General features: G+C 62.9%; 18 protein-coding genes. 14 read left to right on the top strand and 4 right to left on the bottom strand.

Annotated elements, in window-relative coordinates; genetic code table 11:
• Position 1: 1 nt before the first annotated feature.
• Entirely contained in the window at positions 2-478 is a 477-nt protein-coding gene (locus AC5P8R_RS03315) for a hypothetical protein (RefSeq protein ID WP_046431353.1), read from the bottom strand.
• Between the two features lie 92 nt (positions 479-570).
• The gene (locus AC5P8R_RS03310; protein ID WP_069118283.1) at positions 571-1809 is read right to left on the bottom strand and encodes an NADH:flavin oxidoreductase/NADH oxidase family protein; all 1239 of its coding nucleotides are present in this window, start codon (positions 1807-1809) and stop codon (positions 571-573) included.
• Between the two features lie 89 nt (positions 1810-1898).
• Here AC5P8R_RS03310 and AC5P8R_RS03305 point away from each other — a divergent pair, with 89 nt between their 5' ends.
• Entirely contained in the window at positions 1899-2378 is a 480-nt protein-coding gene (locus AC5P8R_RS03305; protein ID WP_053495385.1) for a MerR family transcriptional regulator, read from the top strand.
• A 16-nt stretch (positions 2379-2394) separates the two neighbouring features.
• Here the strand turns inward: AC5P8R_RS03305 and AC5P8R_RS03300 are convergent, their stop codons facing one another.
• Together AC5P8R_RS03300 and AC5P8R_RS03295 are read right to left on the bottom strand one after the other, a co-directional pair.
• Positions 2395-3606 carry an MFS transporter gene (locus AC5P8R_RS03300; RefSeq protein WP_495222987.1) on the bottom strand — a complete coding sequence of 404 codons (1212 nt, stop codon included), beginning with the start codon at positions 3604-3606 and terminating at the stop codon, positions 2395-2397.
• A 127-nt stretch (positions 3607-3733) separates the two neighbouring features.
• Positions 3734-4153, bottom strand: a complete 420-nt coding sequence (locus tag AC5P8R_RS03295) for an HD domain-containing protein (protein WP_053495383.1) — start codon at positions 4151-4153, stop codon at positions 3734-3736.
• Between the two features lie 130 nt (positions 4154-4283).
• Here AC5P8R_RS03295 and AC5P8R_RS03290 point away from each other — a divergent pair, with 130 nt between their 5' ends.
• The 13 genes from AC5P8R_RS03290 to AC5P8R_RS03230 form a co-directional block, all read left to right on the top strand.
• A complete protein-coding gene (locus tag AC5P8R_RS03290; RefSeq protein ID WP_014647581.1) occupies positions 4284-4541 on the top strand; it encodes a hypothetical protein in 258 nt (85 codons plus the stop codon).
• Positions 4542-4576: 35 nt separating this feature from the next.
• Positions 4577-6256: a type IV secretory system conjugative DNA transfer family protein gene (locus tag AC5P8R_RS03285; protein ID WP_014647580.1), complete on the top strand. Its 1680-nt coding sequence runs from the start codon at positions 4577-4579 to the stop codon at positions 6254-6256.
• A 424-nt stretch (positions 6257-6680) separates the two neighbouring features.
• Positions 6681-7127, top strand: a complete 447-nt coding sequence (locus AC5P8R_RS03280; RefSeq protein ID WP_032957008.1) for a hypothetical protein — start codon at positions 6681-6683, stop codon at positions 7125-7127.
• An 89-nt stretch (positions 7128-7216) separates the two neighbouring features.
• Entirely contained in the window at positions 7217-8257 is a 1041-nt protein-coding gene (locus tag AC5P8R_RS03275) for a VirB8 family type IV secretion system protein (protein ID WP_014647578.1), read from the top strand.
• Positions 8254-9033 carry a TrbG/VirB9 family P-type conjugative transfer protein gene (locus AC5P8R_RS03270; protein WP_014647577.1) on the top strand — a complete coding sequence of 260 codons (780 nt, stop codon included), beginning with the start codon at positions 8254-8256 and terminating at the stop codon, positions 9031-9033. Before AC5P8R_RS03275 ends, AC5P8R_RS03270 begins: the two co-directional genes overlap by 4 nt.
• On the top strand, positions 9030-10283 hold the full coding sequence (locus AC5P8R_RS03265) for a TrbI/VirB10 family protein (RefSeq protein WP_169411833.1): 1254 nt from the start codon (positions 9030-9032) through the stop codon (positions 10281-10283). The genes AC5P8R_RS03270 and AC5P8R_RS03265 overlap by 4 nt, the downstream gene beginning before the upstream one ends.
• 14 nt (positions 10284-10297) lie before the next feature.
• A complete protein-coding gene (gene virB11 / locus AC5P8R_RS03260; protein WP_014647575.1) occupies positions 10298-11341 on the top strand; it encodes a P-type DNA transfer ATPase VirB11 in 1044 nt (347 codons plus the stop codon).
• Positions 11342-11344: 3 nt separating this feature from the next.
• Positions 11345-12328, top strand: coding sequence for a lytic transglycosylase domain-containing protein (locus tag AC5P8R_RS03255; RefSeq protein WP_014647574.1), 984 nt, complete (start codon positions 11345-11347; stop codon positions 12326-12328).
• Between the two features lie 73 nt (positions 12329-12401).
• A complete protein-coding gene (locus AC5P8R_RS03250; RefSeq protein WP_014647573.1) occupies positions 12402-12806 on the top strand; it encodes a TrbC/VirB2 family protein in 405 nt (134 codons plus the stop codon).
• Positions 12799-13107 carry a VirB3 family type IV secretion system protein gene (locus AC5P8R_RS03245; RefSeq protein WP_019660289.1) on the top strand — a complete coding sequence of 103 codons (309 nt, stop codon included), beginning with the start codon at positions 12799-12801 and terminating at the stop codon, positions 13105-13107. The genes AC5P8R_RS03250 and AC5P8R_RS03245 overlap by 8 nt, the downstream gene beginning before the upstream one ends.
• A gap of 80 nt (positions 13108-13187) precedes the next feature.
• Positions 13188-15629 (top strand): VirB4 family type IV secretion/conjugal transfer ATPase, encoded by a 2442-nt coding sequence (locus AC5P8R_RS03240; protein WP_169411838.1) that lies wholly within the window; start codon positions 13188-13190, stop codon positions 15627-15629.
• Complete coding sequence (locus AC5P8R_RS03235) at positions 15626-16453, top strand: hypothetical protein (protein WP_236636397.1); 828 nt, start codon at positions 15626-15628, stop codon at positions 16451-16453. The genes AC5P8R_RS03240 and AC5P8R_RS03235 overlap by 4 nt, the downstream gene beginning before the upstream one ends.
• A 76-nt stretch (positions 16454-16529) precedes the next feature.
• The coding region (locus AC5P8R_RS03230) for a TrbL/VirB6 family protein (RefSeq protein ID WP_495222986.1) at positions 16530-17317 on the top strand (788 nt) is incomplete at its 3' end.

The raw sequence follows: 17317 nt of genomic DNA, 5'->3' as shown, positions 1-17317 counted from the left end.
TTCAGTCGAACTCACCCTCGGCCGATTCCAGACGCTGCCGGTACGCCGCGCGATGCTGGTACAGCCGCTGGCACTCGGCCGACCTGTGGATGCGGCTGCCGGGTTCATTGGCCACCGAGTCGCACATCCGCGCGATGTGATTGTTCTCCGCCAGTTCGGTGACGAAGAACACGGCAGTGATGCCGGTGCCAAGCAGCACGACATACAGCAGACGGCTGAGCCAGCGTGACAATTTCCGCTCGAAGTGCTGCTGGATGGTCAGGTCGAAGCGGATGATGCTGAGCACGATCCAGACGATGGCGACCAGGAAGCAGAGCGTGGGCAGCAGGTCGCGCCAGATGCCTGCTTCGTAGACCGACTCGCTGTAATGGACCGCAGCTCCGGCACCTGCGATGGCAATGGCCAGCGCCCAGTTGCGGCCCAGTGAGAGCAGGTCATCGAGCAGCTTTTCGTGGTTCCTGGTTGGTCCTGCTGCCACGAGGGTTCCTTCTGCGTGTTGCGACCGGCGACGGGCTGCCGCCGATCGTGCAGATGGTGAAGCATCGATTCGGTGATGAGAAGCCTGCCCGCTCAGTATCCTCCTGCGCGTGCACCGATCCAGCGCCGGTAGCGGCGGGTCCGGCACTTTGCGGCCGCCTGTGCCAGCAGCAGTGCCCAGACGGGCGAAACACCCGGCGCCGTGGGCCGGAGCCTGCTCAGCCGCGTCAACTGGTACTTCACTGCGGCCATGTGTGCGCTGGCGGCCAACGGTTTGCTGCGCCAGTCGATGGTGCGCAGTGCCGGCACCGGGTCGCGGCCCTGCTGCCAGCGGTGGGGCAGATCCGGCTCGATCGCCAGCGCGGTGGCGACGCCGACCATGGCCACACCGCTGTCAAGTACCTGATCGGCCACGGCGCGACGGCGGATGCCACCGGTGACCATCAGCGGCATGGTTGCCACCGTGGCGATCTCACGCGCGAACTCAAGGAAGTAGGCCTCGCGGGCCAGGCTGCGCTGGTCGCGCGCGGCACCGGTCATGGCCGGTGCTTCGTAGCTGCCACCGGACAGTTCGACCAGGTCCACGCCGAGCGGCGCCAGCATTTCCACCACTGCGCGCGCATCCTCGGGCGAGAAGCCACCGCGCTGGAAATCGGCGGAATTGAGCTTCACGGCCACCGCGAACGTGGGCGACACGGTGGCGCGCACCCCCTGCACGATCTCCAGCAGCGGGCGCGCACGGTTGTGCAGGCTGCCGCCCCAGCGGTCGTCGCGGCGATTGGACAGCGGCGACAGGAACTGGCTGAGCAGGTAACCGTGCGCGGCATGGATCTGCACGCCACTGAACCCGGCGCGCTCGGCCAGCTCGGCGCTGCGGATGAAGCGGGCGATCACCTCTTCGATGTCCGCCTCGGTCATCGCCCGCGGCGGTGCGAACTGCCTGGACAGCGCGCCCATCTCCAGGGCGACGGCTGACGGCGCGAGTGCCGGTTGGCCGAGTGCGGCCGGCATCTGCCGCCCGGGATGGTTGATCTGCATCCACATCTGCGCGCCCCGTGAGCGTGCCGTTTCGGCCCAGGCGATGAAGCGGTCAAGGTGGCGGTCGTCTTCCAGCACCACGCCGCCGGGGCCGGTCATGGCGCGGCCATCGACCATCACGTTGCCGGTGATGATCAGTCCTGCGCCGCCATCGGCCCAACGCTGGTAGAGCTGCAGCAGTGCAGCGGACGGCGCGTGGTCGGCGTCGGCCATGTTTTCCTCCATCGCGGCCTTGGCAATGCGGTTGCGGATGATGGCACCGGAGGGTAGTGCCAGGGGCGAGAACAGCGACATCGGACAGCTCCAGGACAGGGGAATGGCGCTACGCTAACCTTCAAGTTTTATTGAAGGTCAACAGGCTCCCATGGCGAGGATTCAGGCAGATGAAGATCGGTGAGCTGGCCCGCCTCACGGGCCTCGCGGCGTCGCGCATTCGCTTCTATGAAGACGCGGGGCTGCTGGTGGCGCAGCGCCAGGCCAATGGCTACCGCGACTATCCGGAACAGGCGGTGCTGTTGCTGGAGTTGATCACGGGCGCGCAGCGTGCAGGCTTCAGCCTGGAAGAGATCCGCGCCCTGCTGCCACCGGACATGGGCCAGTGGCAGCATGAGGCGTTGATCACGATGCTGCAGCAGAAGGTGGCTGACATCGAAGCGTTGCAGCTGCGGCTGGCAGAGAGCCGGGCGCATCTGCTGGCCCTGATCGAGGACATCCAGGCGCGGCCGGACGGCATCGACTGTGCAGCCAATTCGCGGCGGGTGCTGGACCGTGTGAAGCGCGGTGAGCTGGCGCGGCCGACCCTGGTGGCCGGCGATACAGCGTTGCTGCGACCAGATCGCCGTCGCCGCAGAGGCAGCGACTGACGATCCGGCGCAATGTTCAGTGACTGCCGGCGACGGCGGTCCTGCGCTTCTTGTCCAGCATCACCGCCACGCACCACAGCAGCAGGCCGCCGATCGCGGTAGCCGCGCCGACATAGCCGGTACTGGCCGGGCTGAAGCCGGCGCTGATTGCCATGCCGCCCAGCCACGGGCCGAGTGCGTTGGCAGTATTGAAAGCGGCGTGGTTGGAGGCCGCCGCCAGCGTCTGCGCCTCACCGGCCACGTCCATCAGGCGGGTCTGCAGCACCGCCGCCAGTGCGCCCATGGTGCCGACAGTGATGATCATCGGGCCGATGGTCCACACCGACTGTGCGGCCAGCGGATACAGCAGCAGCATCACGATCGACCACAGCAGCACCACGGCGGCGGCCTTGAAGTGGAACTTGTCCACCAGCCAGCCACCGGCGATGTTGCCGATGATCGCGCCGATGCCGAACACGCCCACCGCCAGCGGCATCCACGATTCGGCCACGCCGGTGACCTGCACCAGGGTCGGTGCCAGGTAGGTGAACACGCAGAACATGCCGGCGAAGCCGACCGCGCCGATCGCCAGCGCCAGCCACACCTGGGACGTGTTGAAGGCGCGCAGCTCGCGCATCGGCGAGGTACGTACTTCATCCGGGTCCGGCAGCAGGAAGCGCGCGATCATCGCCACGGTGGCGATGGCCAGCACGCTGACCAGGGCAAAGGCGGTGCGCCAGCTCAGCTGCTGACCCAGCCAGGTCGTCAGCGGGTTGCCGACCAGGATCGCGATCGACAGGCCCAGCAGCACGCGTGACATCGCCTGGCCGCGCTGGCCTGCGGGACTGATCGCCGCGGCCACCAGCATCGCCACGCCGAAGTAGGCGCCATGCGGCAGGCCGGCAACGAAGCGCGCCACCAGCATCGTGCCGTAGTTCGGTGCCAGCGCGCTGGCCAGGTTGCCGACCGCGTAGAAGCCCATCAGTGCCAGCAGCAGCTTGCGGCGAGGGAAGCTGGCGCCGACGAAGGCGAGGATCGGGGCGCCGACCACCACGCCGATGGCATAGGCGCTGATCAGATGCCCGACCTGGGTTTCGGAAATCGACAGGCCGCGGCTGATCTCCAGCATCAGGCCCATGCTGGCGAACTCGCTGGTGCCGATGGCGAAGCCACCCAGTGAAAGGGCGAGGATGATCAGGGTGCGCTGGCGGGGCGTCAGCCGCGCAGCCAGGGAAGAGTTGGGGCTCATGCGGGGGCGCGATGGGGGGCGGGAGCCGCCCATTGTACTGCTGCACTGCAGCAGGAGCAGCAGCACTCAGGGTAAATCAGCGTTTGATCGGTGACACGCCGGCCCGCCGCGCCTCGTCGCGCCCGGCTCAGATGCCCAGCGCCGCCCGGGCATGAGCATACTTTCCGTGCAGGCGCGCGGCCGTCGCCGCATCGAGCATTGCCAGCCGCTGCGGATCGGCGTTGTCATCCAGATCGGCGCGCTTCACTTTCAGTGCCAGCGGGTGGGCGGCAATGCGCGCGTAGTAGCTGTCCGCGTCGGGTGCTGCATCGCGGTTGAGCAGTTGCACCGCCTCGCGCAGCGGTGCGGGAAATACCTCGATCCGCGCGGCAAACGCCGGGCAGTCCTCGGCCACGTCATGCAGCCAGGCCACCACTTCGGCGTCATCGTCGCCGCACACCGCAGCCGCCACCCGCGCCACATGGCCGATGTAAGGCTGGCCGGCCTTGTCGATCTGCCCCGCGTGGGCCTCGGTGGCCAGCGTGCGGGCAAGTGCTACCCAGTCCATTGCGGTTTCCTTGGATATCCGCGCACAGTTTCGCGCAGAAGCCGCAGCGGTTGTGGATGCGCCCATGACGCTGCCACCGGCATGATGGCGGGGCAGGGGGCGCAGTGTTGCCCCGACAAGGAGGAGTGCGATGCAGGAATTCAGGCATGTGCTGGAAACCCGTGGCCGCTACCAGCTGGTAGCGGTGTCCCACGAGCCGGTGTACGCTCCCGGCGATGTGGTCGGCCATGCGGTCGTCGCCGACGATGGGGATCGTCTGACCGACCTGATATCACTGGCCGAGGCGCGCCAACGCTTGCTGCAACTGGTGCGTGAAGAGGGCGAGGAGCCCGGGCTGGAAAACGAGAACCACCTGCGGAAGAAGGCGTCGCGCTGGCGCCACCGCTAGGCCGTCGCGCCGCGTGCGCATCATGGAGGATTCGGGTGTTGCCCAGTAAGAAGTATCTGCTCATCGCCATCATCACGCTGGCGACCCTGTTGCTTGGTTTCGTGTTCTCCGGCTACTTGACCTTGCTGTTCCTGGGGCTGGACACCCAGCTGTTCACCTGGAACACCTACTACCAGTACGTCCACGCCATCGGCCAACCGCAGGTCGCGCCTTTCGTGGGCAAGATCAAATGGGCGGGCTACGTAGGCTTCGGCCTGCCCCTGCTGGTGCTGCTGGTGGCCGGCCTGGTGCTGCTGCTGAAGAAGGACAAGCGCTCGCTGCACGGCGACGCGCGCTTCGCCACCGGTGCCGACCTGGCCAAGCACGGCATGTTCAAGAAGACCGGCCAGAGCATCGTGGTCGGCAGCCATGGCGGCAAGCTGGTGCGCCTGGATGGCCAGCAGTTCGTGATCCTGGCCGCGCCCACCCGCTCGGGCAAGGGCGTGGGCGTGGTCATCCCGAACCTGCTGGAGTACGGCGAATCGCTGGTGGTGCTGGACATCAAGCAGGAGAACTTCGACCTGACCAGCGGCTGGCGCGCCAGCCAGGGCCAGGAGATCTACCTGTTCAACCCCTTCGCCGAGGACCGGCGCACGCACCGCTGGAACCCGCTCAGCTACGTCTCCGACGATCCGGCCTTCCGGGTGTCGGACCTGATGAGCATCGCCGCGATGCTGTACCCAGACGGGGCCGAGGACCAGAAGTTCTGGGTCAGCCAGGCACGCAATGCGTTCATGGCCTTTACCCTGTACCTGTTCGAGAACTGGGACGACGAGCGCAGCAGCGGTTTCCCGGGCGGCGCCGGCACGCCCACGCTCGGTGCGGTGTACCGTCTGTCCTCCGGCGACGGCACCGACCTGAAGAAGTACCTCAAGACCCTGTCGGAGCGACCGTTCCTCAGCGCCAATGCTCGTTCGGCGTTCGCCAACATGCTGTCGCAGGCCGATGAGACCTTCGCCTCGATCCTGGGCACCTTCAAGGAGCCGCTCAATCCCTGGATCAACCCGGTGCTGGACAAGGCCACCAGCAGCAACGACTTCCTGCTGACCGACGTTCGCAAGAAGAAGATGACCATCTACATCGGCATCCAGCCCAACAAGCTGGCCGAGAGCCGGCTGATCATCAACCTGTTCTTCAGCCAGCTGATCAACCTCAACACCAAGGAACTGCCCAAGTCCAACCCGGACCTGAAGTACCAGTGCCTGCTGCTGATGGACGAATTCACCTCGATCGGCAAAGTGGAGATCATCGCCTCGGCGGTCTCTTACATGGCCGGCTACAACATCCGCCTGCTGCCGATCATCCAGAGCATGTCCCAACTCGACGCCACCTACGGCCGGGAAGTCTCGCGCACGATCATCACCAACCACGCGCTGCAGATCCTGTACGCGCCGCGCGAACAGCAGGATGCCAACGACTATTCGGACATGCTGGGCTACACCACGGTGCGCAGGAAGAACGTCACCCATGCCCGCGAGAAGACCCACAACTTCACCGAGGAACGGCGCGCGCTGATGCTGCCGCAGGAGCTGAAGGCGATGGGGCCGGACATGGAGGTGTTCCTGTACGAGGGGATACCTCACCCGGTGAAGTGCGACAAGATCCGGTACTACAAGGATCGCTACTTCACCTCGAGGCTGCTGCCGAAGGTGGACGTTCCGATGCTGAACGTCTAATTCACGTCGCTGAATTTGTGATCACCATTCGTAGTTAAGAATGTGAATTCGTGATTTAGGTCAAGAATTTGGCATTTGTTCATGGATTTTCAGACTTGTCTGACATGGAATTGACGCGTGGTTGTGCGACCCTGTGCATGTCGTTCAGAAATGTGTGATGGATGGCAGATGTTGTAGAGCAGGGTGGCCAGGAGTTTGTGCCATGAAACAAGGATGGTTTCGACGTTGGTGAGGTATGCGGGTGTGTCGTCGGCAGTGTCTGGCGGCCCCGCGACTTGGTTGGCAGCCGTTGGCTGCAGGGGAGCCGGAGCAGGTGTGCTGCCAGTCAGTGCGTCGCTCCGATTCCGGCGTGCGCGACGCAGCGCCGGACGACCAGGGGGCCAATGCTCGGGACTGCTTTTTCGTACGTCAAAGTGAAGCCCGTATGAATCAGGCGTTTATCGCGAAAATGTCCATCGCCGCAGTGGCGGCGTTGATGGTGGCCGGTTGCGCCACCAAGTCCGCTCCCGATTTCGGAGGCCGCTGGAAGCCGGTCAACCGCTTTGCTGCGGCACCCACGGAGATCCCGCTGTACTCCAGCTACGTCTACCAGGCCTCGCCGATGGATGGCACGCTCAAAGCCATGCTCGAGCGCTGGGCCAAGGATTCCGGACGCACGCTGGATTACCGCCTGAGCTCGGACTTCACCCTGTACGGCGCGGTCTCCAGCATCGACACCACCAACGCTCAGCAGGCCGTGATCGATCTGACGGCGGCCTATGCAGCGCAGGGCATCTCCGTCTCCATCGTTGGCAACCAGATCGTTGTGCAGAGCGCTGGCTCGACGCCGACCGCGTCGGCACAGGGCGCTGATTCCAACAGCGGCACCTGAGTCCACCTCGAAATCATCGAACGTGCTGCTCCCCGCGCCTGTCGCAGGGGTGCCACGCCCATTGATGTTTCAGCAGTACGGAAGAATCCATGTTCCGCAAGAAGGATCCCGGCAATAGTCCCAAGGTCGAGCAGTCGGTCGCCAAGGCGGTCAGCTACGAGATCACCGTGGCCGACATGGCACGCCGCAGCGAGCGGCGCGCATGGTGGGTCGCCACAGGCTCGTTGCTGATGTCGCTCGCACTGGCGGGCGGCTACTACTACATGCTGCCGCTGAAGGAAAAGGTGCCGTTCCTGGTCATGGCCGATGCCTACACCGGCACAGCGACCGTCGCGCGGTTGAGTGGCACCTTCCAGGGCGAGACGATCACCACCAACGAAGCGATCAATCGCAGCAACGTCGCCCAGTACGTGCTCGCGCGCGAATCGTATGACTCGGCGGTGATGGGCCTGCGTGACTGGGAACTGGTGTTCGTGATGTCCAGCAGCCCGGTTGCTCAGAGCATGCGTATGCGATACGCAGGAAGTAACCCTCAGAACCCGTTTGTGATGTACGGCCGCGAAAAGGCCATTCGGGTCAAGATCCTGAGCATCACGCCGCTGGGGGCTGAGCCGAACGGCAGCTTCCGCGGTGCGTCGGTGCGCATCCAGCGCAGCCTGTTGGACAAGCGGACCGGAGCATCCAGCTACCTTGACAACCAGCTGGTGACGATGCGCTTCGAGTACAACCAGAACCTGGCGTTGTCCGAACAGGATCGCATCCTCAATCCGCTGGCCTTCCAGGTCACCGAGTACCGAGTCGACAACGACTATTCGCGTGGCGTGCCGGTGCCGGATGACGGCGCCATGCAGGCGCAGGCGCAGCAGGCCGCACAGGCGGCGCAGCAGGCACAGGGCGTCTACGATCCCAACAATCCGGCCGCGGCCACCATGATCGATCCGGCCACCGGCCAGCCGGTCGCGGCTCCGGTCAACGGCCAGGTGCCGGGCCAGCCGGTACAGGGTCAACCCATGCCGGGTCAGCCGGTGCAGGGGCAAGCAATGCCGGGGCAGGCCATGCCCGGACAGCCGGCCATGAGGCCGGCGCAGAACAATTCCACCGGAACTGCTGATGGAGCAAGCAACCGATGAGTAGTCGAAATATCAGGGGAGGCGCGCTGGCGCTGCTGTCGATGTTGTCGTTGCTGTTCTCAGCAGCGGCGATGGCGCAGGCGGTTGACCACTACGAGTACGAGAAGGACCGTATCTATCCGGTTCGCACCGGCCTGGGCCTGACCACCCAGATCGAGTTGAGCCCGAACGAGAAGATCCTCGACTACAGCACCGGCTTCAGCAGCGGCTGGGAACTGACCCGTCGCGAGAACGTGTTCTACCTCAAGCCGAAGAACGTCGACGTCGACACCAACATGATGGTGCGCACCGAGACCCATTCCTACATCTTCGAGCTGAAGGTGGTGGCCACCGACTGGCGCCAGCTGGAACAGGCCCGTCGTGCCGGTGTGCAGTACAAGATCGCCTTCGTCTATCCGAACGACACCGTGTTCGGCGTCGCCCAGGAAGCGGTCGAGGAAGAGGCCAAGCCGTTGTTGAGCTCGGAACTGGCCAAGGACCGCCAGTACAACTTCAACTACTCCTATTCGACCAGCAAGGCGAAGAAGATGGGGTGGCTGATCCCGGTCAACGCCTATGACGATGGTCGTTTCACCTACCTGAAACTGCCGAACTCGCCGGAGTACAAGACCGGCATCTTCCCGGCGGTGTTTGGTCGCGAAACGGAATACGGTGAGGACTTTGTGGTCAACACCACGGTTGAAGGCAATACGCTGATCGTGCACGGGACCTACCCGTACTTGGTCATCCGCCACGGCGACTTCGTCGTCGGCCTGCGAAGGAACGTGAAGAAATGAGCCAGCAGAACACTCCCGGAAACGACCCGAACAACGGACGCGACGAGAGCCAGAGCCCGTATGGCGCACAGGGTGCCGCGGACGCGCCGTCGAATCCCTACTTCGGCACGGCCCAGGCCGAGCCGGCGCCGGATCTTGACGCGGCCGCGCCGCAGCTGCGCTCGGCCGAAGAGCAGCGGCTGAACCGAAAGGCGCTGCTGTTCCTCGGTGGAATCGTGCTGCTGCTGATGGCAATGGGCTTCCTGCTGTTCCGCAAGGGGCAGGATGATGCGACCGAGCAGAACAAGCCGCGGGAAGAGGCGCGTGCGACGACACCACAGCTGCCGAGCGTGGGTACCGCAGCTGATCCGGCGCCGCCGGTGGCTGCTGCCGATCCGATTCCGATGCTGCCGCCTGCGCCCCAGCAGGAAGTGCCCATGCCCGGTTTTCCGTCGGCGAGTAGGCCACAAGAAGATCGCGGGCCGACGTTGATGGACCGGCGCATGGGCGGCGGTTCCGGGGTAGGGGGGGGCGACGCGGGCGCGTCGTCCGGTAGCCAGAACTCTGACTACAACCAGGCGATGATCGCTGCCATGCAGGCGGCAGCAAATCCTCAGACCCAGCCGCAGAAGGTCCGTCGTGGCCCCGACGTGGAAAATGTCTCCAATGCCGCCTATATCCGTAGCCCTGACGCGCTGCTGGTTCGTGGCACGTACCTGAGATGCGTGCTGGAAACGCGGATCATCACCGACGTGGCCGGCTACACATCGTGCCTGCTGACCGAGCCGGTGTACTCGATCAATGGGCGCAGCCTGCTGCTTCCGAAGGGCTCCAAGATCTATGGCTCCTACGGCGGTGGTCCGATCGGCAAGCGGGTGGAAGTGATCTGGGATCGCATCACCACGCCGAATGGCATCGACGTGGCGATGTCCAGCCCTGGTACGGACGGCCTGGGCGGGGCAGGACATCCTGGCCAGTACAGTGCGCACTGGGGTAGCCGTATCGCGTCGGCGCTGATGATCAGCCTCATCGCTGACGCCTTCAAGTACGCCGCAGCCGAGCACGGTCCAGAATCGACAACGGTCGCCAGCAACGGCTTTGCCGTGCGCTCTCCCTACGAGAGCGCAACCGCTCGCACCATGGAGCGACTTGCCAATGAGGCGCTCAGCGAGCGCCGTCCGCCAACCGTCACGATCAACCAGGGCACGATCGTGAATGTCTACGTCGCCAAGGACGTTGACTTCACCAACGTGCTGAACCCCCGCCGGTAACTCAACGAACGATCATGGACGCCGAAGTGTCACCCCTCGCCCTCGTCTCCAGCGATTTCCTGCGCTATCAGTACGAAGTGCTGGGCATCGCCGAGTACATGACGTCTCCGGAAGTGACGGAAATCTGCATCAACCGTCCCGGTGAGCTGTACCTGGAAACCCGGGCGGGGTGGCAGCGGGTGGACGTGCCGAGCCTGACCTTCGAGCGGGCCCGGCAGTTCTGCACGGCGGTGGTGAACGAGAGCAACACCGGCCAGCGCATCACCGATGCCGATCCGGTCGTGTCGCTCACGTTCCCCACTGGCCAGCGTGCGCAGTTCGTGATTCCGCCGGCATGTGATGCAGGCAAGGTGTCGATCACCATCCGTCTGCCGTCCAAGCACACCAAGTCGCTCAGCCAGTATCACGAAGACGGCTTCTTCAATCAGATCCTGGAAACCGATGGCAGCATCAGCGAGCAGGATCGTGAGCTGCTGGAGCTGCGCCATTCGCGCGAGTACGCCGAGTTCTTCCGGCGTGCGGTGATGTACCGCAAGAACATCGTGGTATCCGGTGCGACCGGTAGCGGCAAGACCACCTTCATGAAAGCGTTGGTCAATCATATCCCGGACAACGAGCGCCTGGTCACGATCGAGGACGCGCGCGAACTGTTTCTGACCCAACCCAATGTGGTGCACCTGCTGTATTCCAAGGGTGGACAAAGCACCAGCAATGTCAGCGCCAAGAGCTGCATGGAAGCCTGCCTGCGCATGAAGCCCGAACGCATCATCCTGGCCGAGCTGCGAGGTGATGAAGCGTTCTACTTCATTCGCAACTGTGCATCGGGCCACCCGGGTTCGATCACCAGTTGCCACGCTGGCAGTCCAGAGCAGACCTGGGACCAGCTGGCATTGATGGTGAAGGCCTCGACCGAAGGTTCGGGCCTTGAATTCAACGTGATCAAGCGGCTGTTGATGATGACCATCGACATCGTCGTGCATATCAAGGCGCATGCCGGCTCGCGCTACATCACCGGCATCGACTTCAATCCTGGGCGTGCCCAGGGGCAGGAGGGCTGAAGGATGCTGCCAGGACTGGAAATGATGGCGTGCCCGGAGATGGCCGTCTCGATGGATGTGATGCAGCATGTAATCAACGTCGAATCGTCGCGCAATCCCTACGCCATCGGCGTGGTCGGCGGCGCACTGGTGCGCCAGCCCAAGGCCTTGGACGAAGCGCTGGCGACGGTGCGCATGCTTGAAGAGAAGGGCTACAACTTCTCCATCGGGCTGGCCCAGGTCAATCGCTACAACCTGGGCAAATACGGCCTGGATTCCTACGAGAAGGCCTTCCAGCAGTGCCCGAACCTGCAGGCGGGTTCGCGCATCCTCGCCGAGTGCTACAAGCGCTCCGGTGGTGATTGGGGCAAGTCGTTCAGCTGCTACTACTCGGGCAATTTCGAGACCGGCTTCCGTCACGGCTACGTGCAGAAGGTCTATGACTCGATGCGCCGCGGGCAGATGCTTGCCAGCAATGGTGTTGCACCGATCGACGTGGTCAGCCGCGGCGAGCGCCGCGCGGTGAAGGTCGAACATCATCCGCAGCTGGCCTCTCCGGCGCAGGCCCGCATCGTTGCGCAGTCCAATGGCCCGGTGTACGTGCCGTCGGAAGATCCCGCACGCGCCTATGTCGTGTACCCGTCCACCGGTGCGATGGCGCGGGGCAGCCTGCTGAATCTCGCCGACCAGGCGCTGTCCAAGGTGGTGCTGGGTTCAGTGGACAGGATGATGCAGCCTCAGGCGCAGCCCAGCCAAGGGCCCGCCTATCCCCAGCAACAGGCCGGTGGCATGCCGCAGCAGCTGCCTCAGCAGGGTGCTGCACAGGCGATGGCCATGCCGCAGCAGCTGCCAAGTGCTGCTGGCGCCGGCAATGAGGGGCCAGTGATGCTGCGGCCCTGGAGCGAGCGCAACCAGCCTGTCGCCGGTGGCGACAATTCATTCAACGCACCGGTGCAGGCTGCGCCGGTGCAGCAGATTCCCGCAGGGGATGCGGCCTTCGTGTTCTGACGAAGTCGTGGTGCGGCCAGTCCCCCGGCTGGTCGATTCAGTTGTGTTAGTCCATCAACAAGGAAATCAATCCATGAAGCGATCCAATCTCGACCTCGTCCAGGCCCAGCGCACGCTGAAGACTCTGCTGATGGCCACCCTCTTCGTTGGTGCGCTGTTCGCTCCGGAGGTCTTCGCCAATCAGGGCGGCGTCAATTATGGTGGCACCGAGAAGAAGGTATGTGGCTTCTTCGACAGCATCAATGGTCTGCTGAACATGGCCTCGATCGCCGTGGTGACCATTGCCGTCATCTTTGCTGGCTACCAGATTGCCTTTGCGCATAAGCGCATTGGTGATGTGGCACCGATCCTGATCGGTGGCGTACTGATCGGTGCCGCTGGCCAGATCGCACGTATGCTGCTGGGTGACGACTATGGCACCTGCGAGGGCAAGACCTCCATGCTGATCCAGCAGGCTGTCCAGTACTACAGTGCATAAGAACGTCGTCTTCCGCGGCTGCACACGTCCGGCAATGTTCCTGGGCGTTCCCTACCTGCCATTCTTCATGGTGGCAGGTGGGTTGCTGCTGCTCAGCATGTACACGAACTTCTGGTTTCTGCTCACCATTCCGGTGGCGGTCTTCATCATGCGGCAGATGGCCAAGCGTGACGAAATGATCTTCCGCCTGTTGGGCCTGCGCCTGATGTTCAAGCTGAAAGTCCGCAACGTGCAGGAACACGATGGCATGTGGGTATTCAACCCCAACCATTACCGCGACAAACCGGCCCGAATGGATTGAGGTCCGGATCCGGCCCGCCGGCGCAAGCGTCCGTCGGGTCTGTTGAAACTTCTTGGCAGTACCTCTTTGGAAGCAGTCGTATGTTCAGCCCTGACACCTCCATCAGTGAGTTCATTCCCCTGTCGACGCATGTCGCCCCGAACGTGGTCAAGACCACGGGCGGCGACTACCTGTTGACCTGGTATCTGGAAGGACTGCCGTTCGTTGGTCGCGAGGAATGGGAGCTGGAGCACCGGCACAATACGTTCAACCGCCTGCTGCAGACGCTGAGGGCACCGGATTTCGTCAATGTCGCCTTCTGGGTGCACGACATTCGCCGTCGCCGTACGTTGAAAGGCAAGAGCCACTACAGCCAGCGCTTCAATCAGGATGTATCCGACCAGTACATGGGCATGCTGTCCGCCCAGCGCATCATGCAGAACGAGCTGTACCTCACCATGATCTACCGCCCGGTCGTCGCCGGGAAACGCTTCGTGGAAAAGTCGGCGAATGTCGAGCGCTTGCAGGCCGAGCAGGAGCAGGCCATCGAGAAGCTGATGGAGCTGGCCGGCAACGTCGAGGCCGTGATCCGCGATTACGCACCGTATCGCCTGGGCATGTACGAGGCCAAGAACGGTGTGGTGTTCTCTGAAACGCTGGAGCTGTTCGGCTACCTGATCAATCGCATCGACGAGCCGGTACCGGTGCTTTCGGCACCGATCAAGGACTACCTGCCGGTCAGCCGGCACATGTTCTCGGCCAAAACCGGTGACTTCGTCATCAACACCCCTAATGGTGCCAACCACTTCGGCGCCATCCTGAACATCAAGGAGTATGCCGAGGGGACTTACCCGGGCATCCTCAATGGCCTGAAGTACCTGGATTACGAGTACGTCATCACCCATTCGTTCAGCCCGATGGGGCGTCAGGACGCACTCAAGGTGCTCGACCGCACCAAGGGCATGATGATCTCCTCCGGTGACAAGGCAGTCAGCCAGATCGTCGAGCTGGACCAGGCGATGGACCAGCTGTCGTCGGGCAATTTCGTGCTGGGCGAGTACCACTTCATCATGACGGTCTACGGCGACAGCCAGGCCAAGCTGTCGCAGAACGTGGCCACGACGCGCGCCGAGTTGTCCAATGCGGGTTTCGTGTCGACCAAGGAAGACCTGGCGGTCACCTCGTCCTTCTATTCGCAGCTACCGGCCAACTGGCGCTATCGCACCCGCCTGGCCAATGTCAGCTCGCTGAACTTCCTGGGCCTGTCGCCGCTGCACAACTTCGCGACCGGCAAGCAGCACAACAACCCGTGGGGCGACTGCGTCACCACGCTGCAAACCACCAACGGCCAGCCGTACTACTTCAATTTCCACGCGACCCATCCGTCGGAGAACTCGCTGGGCGAGAAGGCGATTGCCAACACCATGGTGATTGGTAAGTCGGGTACCGGTAAGACCGCGCTGATCAACTTCCTGCTCAGCCAGGTGCAGAAGTACGAGCCGTCGCCGACCATCTTCTTCTTCGACAAGGATCGTGGTGCGGAGATCTTCGTGCGCGCCTGCGGTGGCAACTATCTGGCCCTGGAGAACGGCGCGCCGACCGGTTTCAACCCGTTCCAGTGCGAGAACAACGAAGCCAACGTGCAGTTCCTGGCCGACCTGATCAAGGTGCTGGCCGGCAAGCGTGAGTACAGTGCGCGCGAGGAAGAGGACATCTACCGCGCGGTGGAAAGCATGCTCGATACGCCGATGCACCTTCGCAGCATGACCAACTTCCAGAAGAGCCTGCCCAACATGGGCGACGATGGGCTCTACGCGCGCATGCGCCGCTGGACCTCGGGCAATTCGCTGGGCTGGGTCTTCGACAATCCCGTCGACACTGTTGACCTGAGCAGGGCCAACATCATCGGCTTCGATTACACCGACATCATCGACAATCCCGAAGTGCGCGTGCCGGTCATCAATTACCTGCTGCACCGCCTGGAGTCGCTGATCGATGGTCGTCCGCTGATCTACGTGATGGATGAGTTCTGGAAGATCCTGGACGGCGAGGGTGGCCTGAAGGAATTCGCGAAGAACAAGCAGAAGACCATCCGTAAGCAGAACGGTCTGGGCATCTTCGCGACGCAGAGCCCGGAGGACGCGCTGAAGAGCGATATCTCCGCCGCGCTGATCGAACAGACCGCCACCCTGATCCTGCTGCCGAACCCGAATGCCAGCAAGAGCGATTACATGGATGGCCTGAAGCTGACCGAGGCCGAGTTCAAGGTGGTTACCGCGCTCGACGAGCGCTCGCGCTGCTTCCTGGTCAAGCAGGGCCATGCGTCCAGCGTCTGCCAGCTCAACCTGCGTGGCATGGACGACATTCTGTCGGTGATCTCGGCCTCGACCGACAACATCGACATCATGCATCGCGTGTTGCAGACCGCTGCAGTCCGCAACCGGATCACCGTGGACGAGCTCACGCCGGAGCAGTGGCTGGAAGACTTCTACAAACATCGAAAAGGGTCCGGGAAGCGGGCCGAGCAGGAGGAGACGGCATGAAGACGCTCGCTCAGACGAACAAGGAAACCCCCATGACAACTGAACTCCGCCGCACTCCGGTGCGACGCAGGCGCTTCGCGCCGATGATGGCCGCAGTGTTGACCCTGGGCATGACCATCAGTACAGGCACCAGTCCCGCGCAGGCGATGACGGTCTATGACCCATTCAACTGGATCATGAATTTCATGCAGGAGATGAAGGCCGGTCAGGAATATCTTCAGACTGCGCAGCGTTGGAGTGAAACGGCTCAGCAGTACTCCAAGACCATCGACAACTGGATGTCCAAGCTCCAGAACTGGACCCAGATCATTGCTTCCCCCCTGATGCCGCCGACTCCTGCGCTGACAAAGATTCCCGAGAACTGGAACGTGGCCGAGAAGTGCGGCGGCGATTCCATGATCAGCATGAATGGTCTGATGGCAGTGTTGAACATGAGCCCGGGCGGTGACATCGGCGCGCAGCAGCGTGCGATCTGCTCTTACATCCAGGTGCTTGAGAACAAGAAGTACAACGAGACTGTCGAGGTCGTGCAGATGTCCATGCCGGCGATGGAGCAGATGCTTCAGCAGCTGCGTCGGATCCGCAACGCGTTCAAGAATGAAGGCGCACTGCAGGAGGATATCTCCAACAATACGGCAACCTCGGTCGAGCTTGAGAAGGCCTTCAAGAAGTGGGAGACCACCATCAAGGTCTACGACCAGCAGATCGCTGCCTTGCAGGGGCGGCAGAAGAATCTGGCCGAGCGTGCGTTGCGGGGCGAGCGCAACCCGATTGGAAGTGTCATCAAGGCCGGCGCGCTGAAGGCCGCGCTCTCCACCAAGTGAATCACGTGCGCAACGCACTCCAGCAGGGCCCCGACGCGGGGCGGGTGATGTGATGAGTCAGGGAATGATGCACGGTATGGTGTTCAATGATCTGTTGCACGGCACGTTGTTCGCCTCCGTGGGCGACTTCGTCTTCTTCCGGCTGATCCTGGAATATCTGCGCGAAGAGATCACCAATTTCGGCAACGGTATCCTGAGCCGGATGATGACCTGGGTCGGCACGATGGCCCTGGTGCTGATGACGCTGTGGGTGCTCATCCAGGGCTTCCGCATCGTGACTGGGCGAAGCCGTGACTCGATGGCTGCGTTGATGACGAACATGGCACGGGCGGCACTGATCGTTACGGTCGCTACGTCGATGGCCATGTTTGGGACCAAGCTGCAGAACTTCCTGACTGGCGATGTGCAGGACCAGATCACCTATATCGTGACCGGAAAGAAGTCGACCGCCGAGGAACTGATTGACAAGAACCTGGGTTATATGCAGCTGGCGCTCACGTCGGTAAGTGTGCTGGATGTTGCCGGCGACGTAACGCTGGATAGCGCAAAGACCCGTGCAATGTGGTTCATTGGGCTGGGCACCGGCGGACCAGCCGTTACGGCGGGCGCCATGCTATTGCTGTACCAGATCGCAATGTCATTGTTCATTGGTTTTGGTCCACTGTTCATCCTCTGCCTGCTGTTTGAGCAGACAAAGTCCCTGTTCCAACGATGGTTGTTCTATGGCATCGGCACCATGTTCTCGATGGCGGTGTTGGCTGCGATGACCGGCATTGCCATGGAAATGGTGGCGCGCGTGGCGGCTTCGTTCTGGGGTGCGTCTGCGCTGGGTGCACTGCTGGGGTCGAACCTGACCGAGGGCAT

Source organism: Stenotrophomonas sp. YJH_SMC_73 (assembly GCF_059370155.1).
This window is presented reverse-complemented; position numbering and strand designations above follow the sequence as displayed.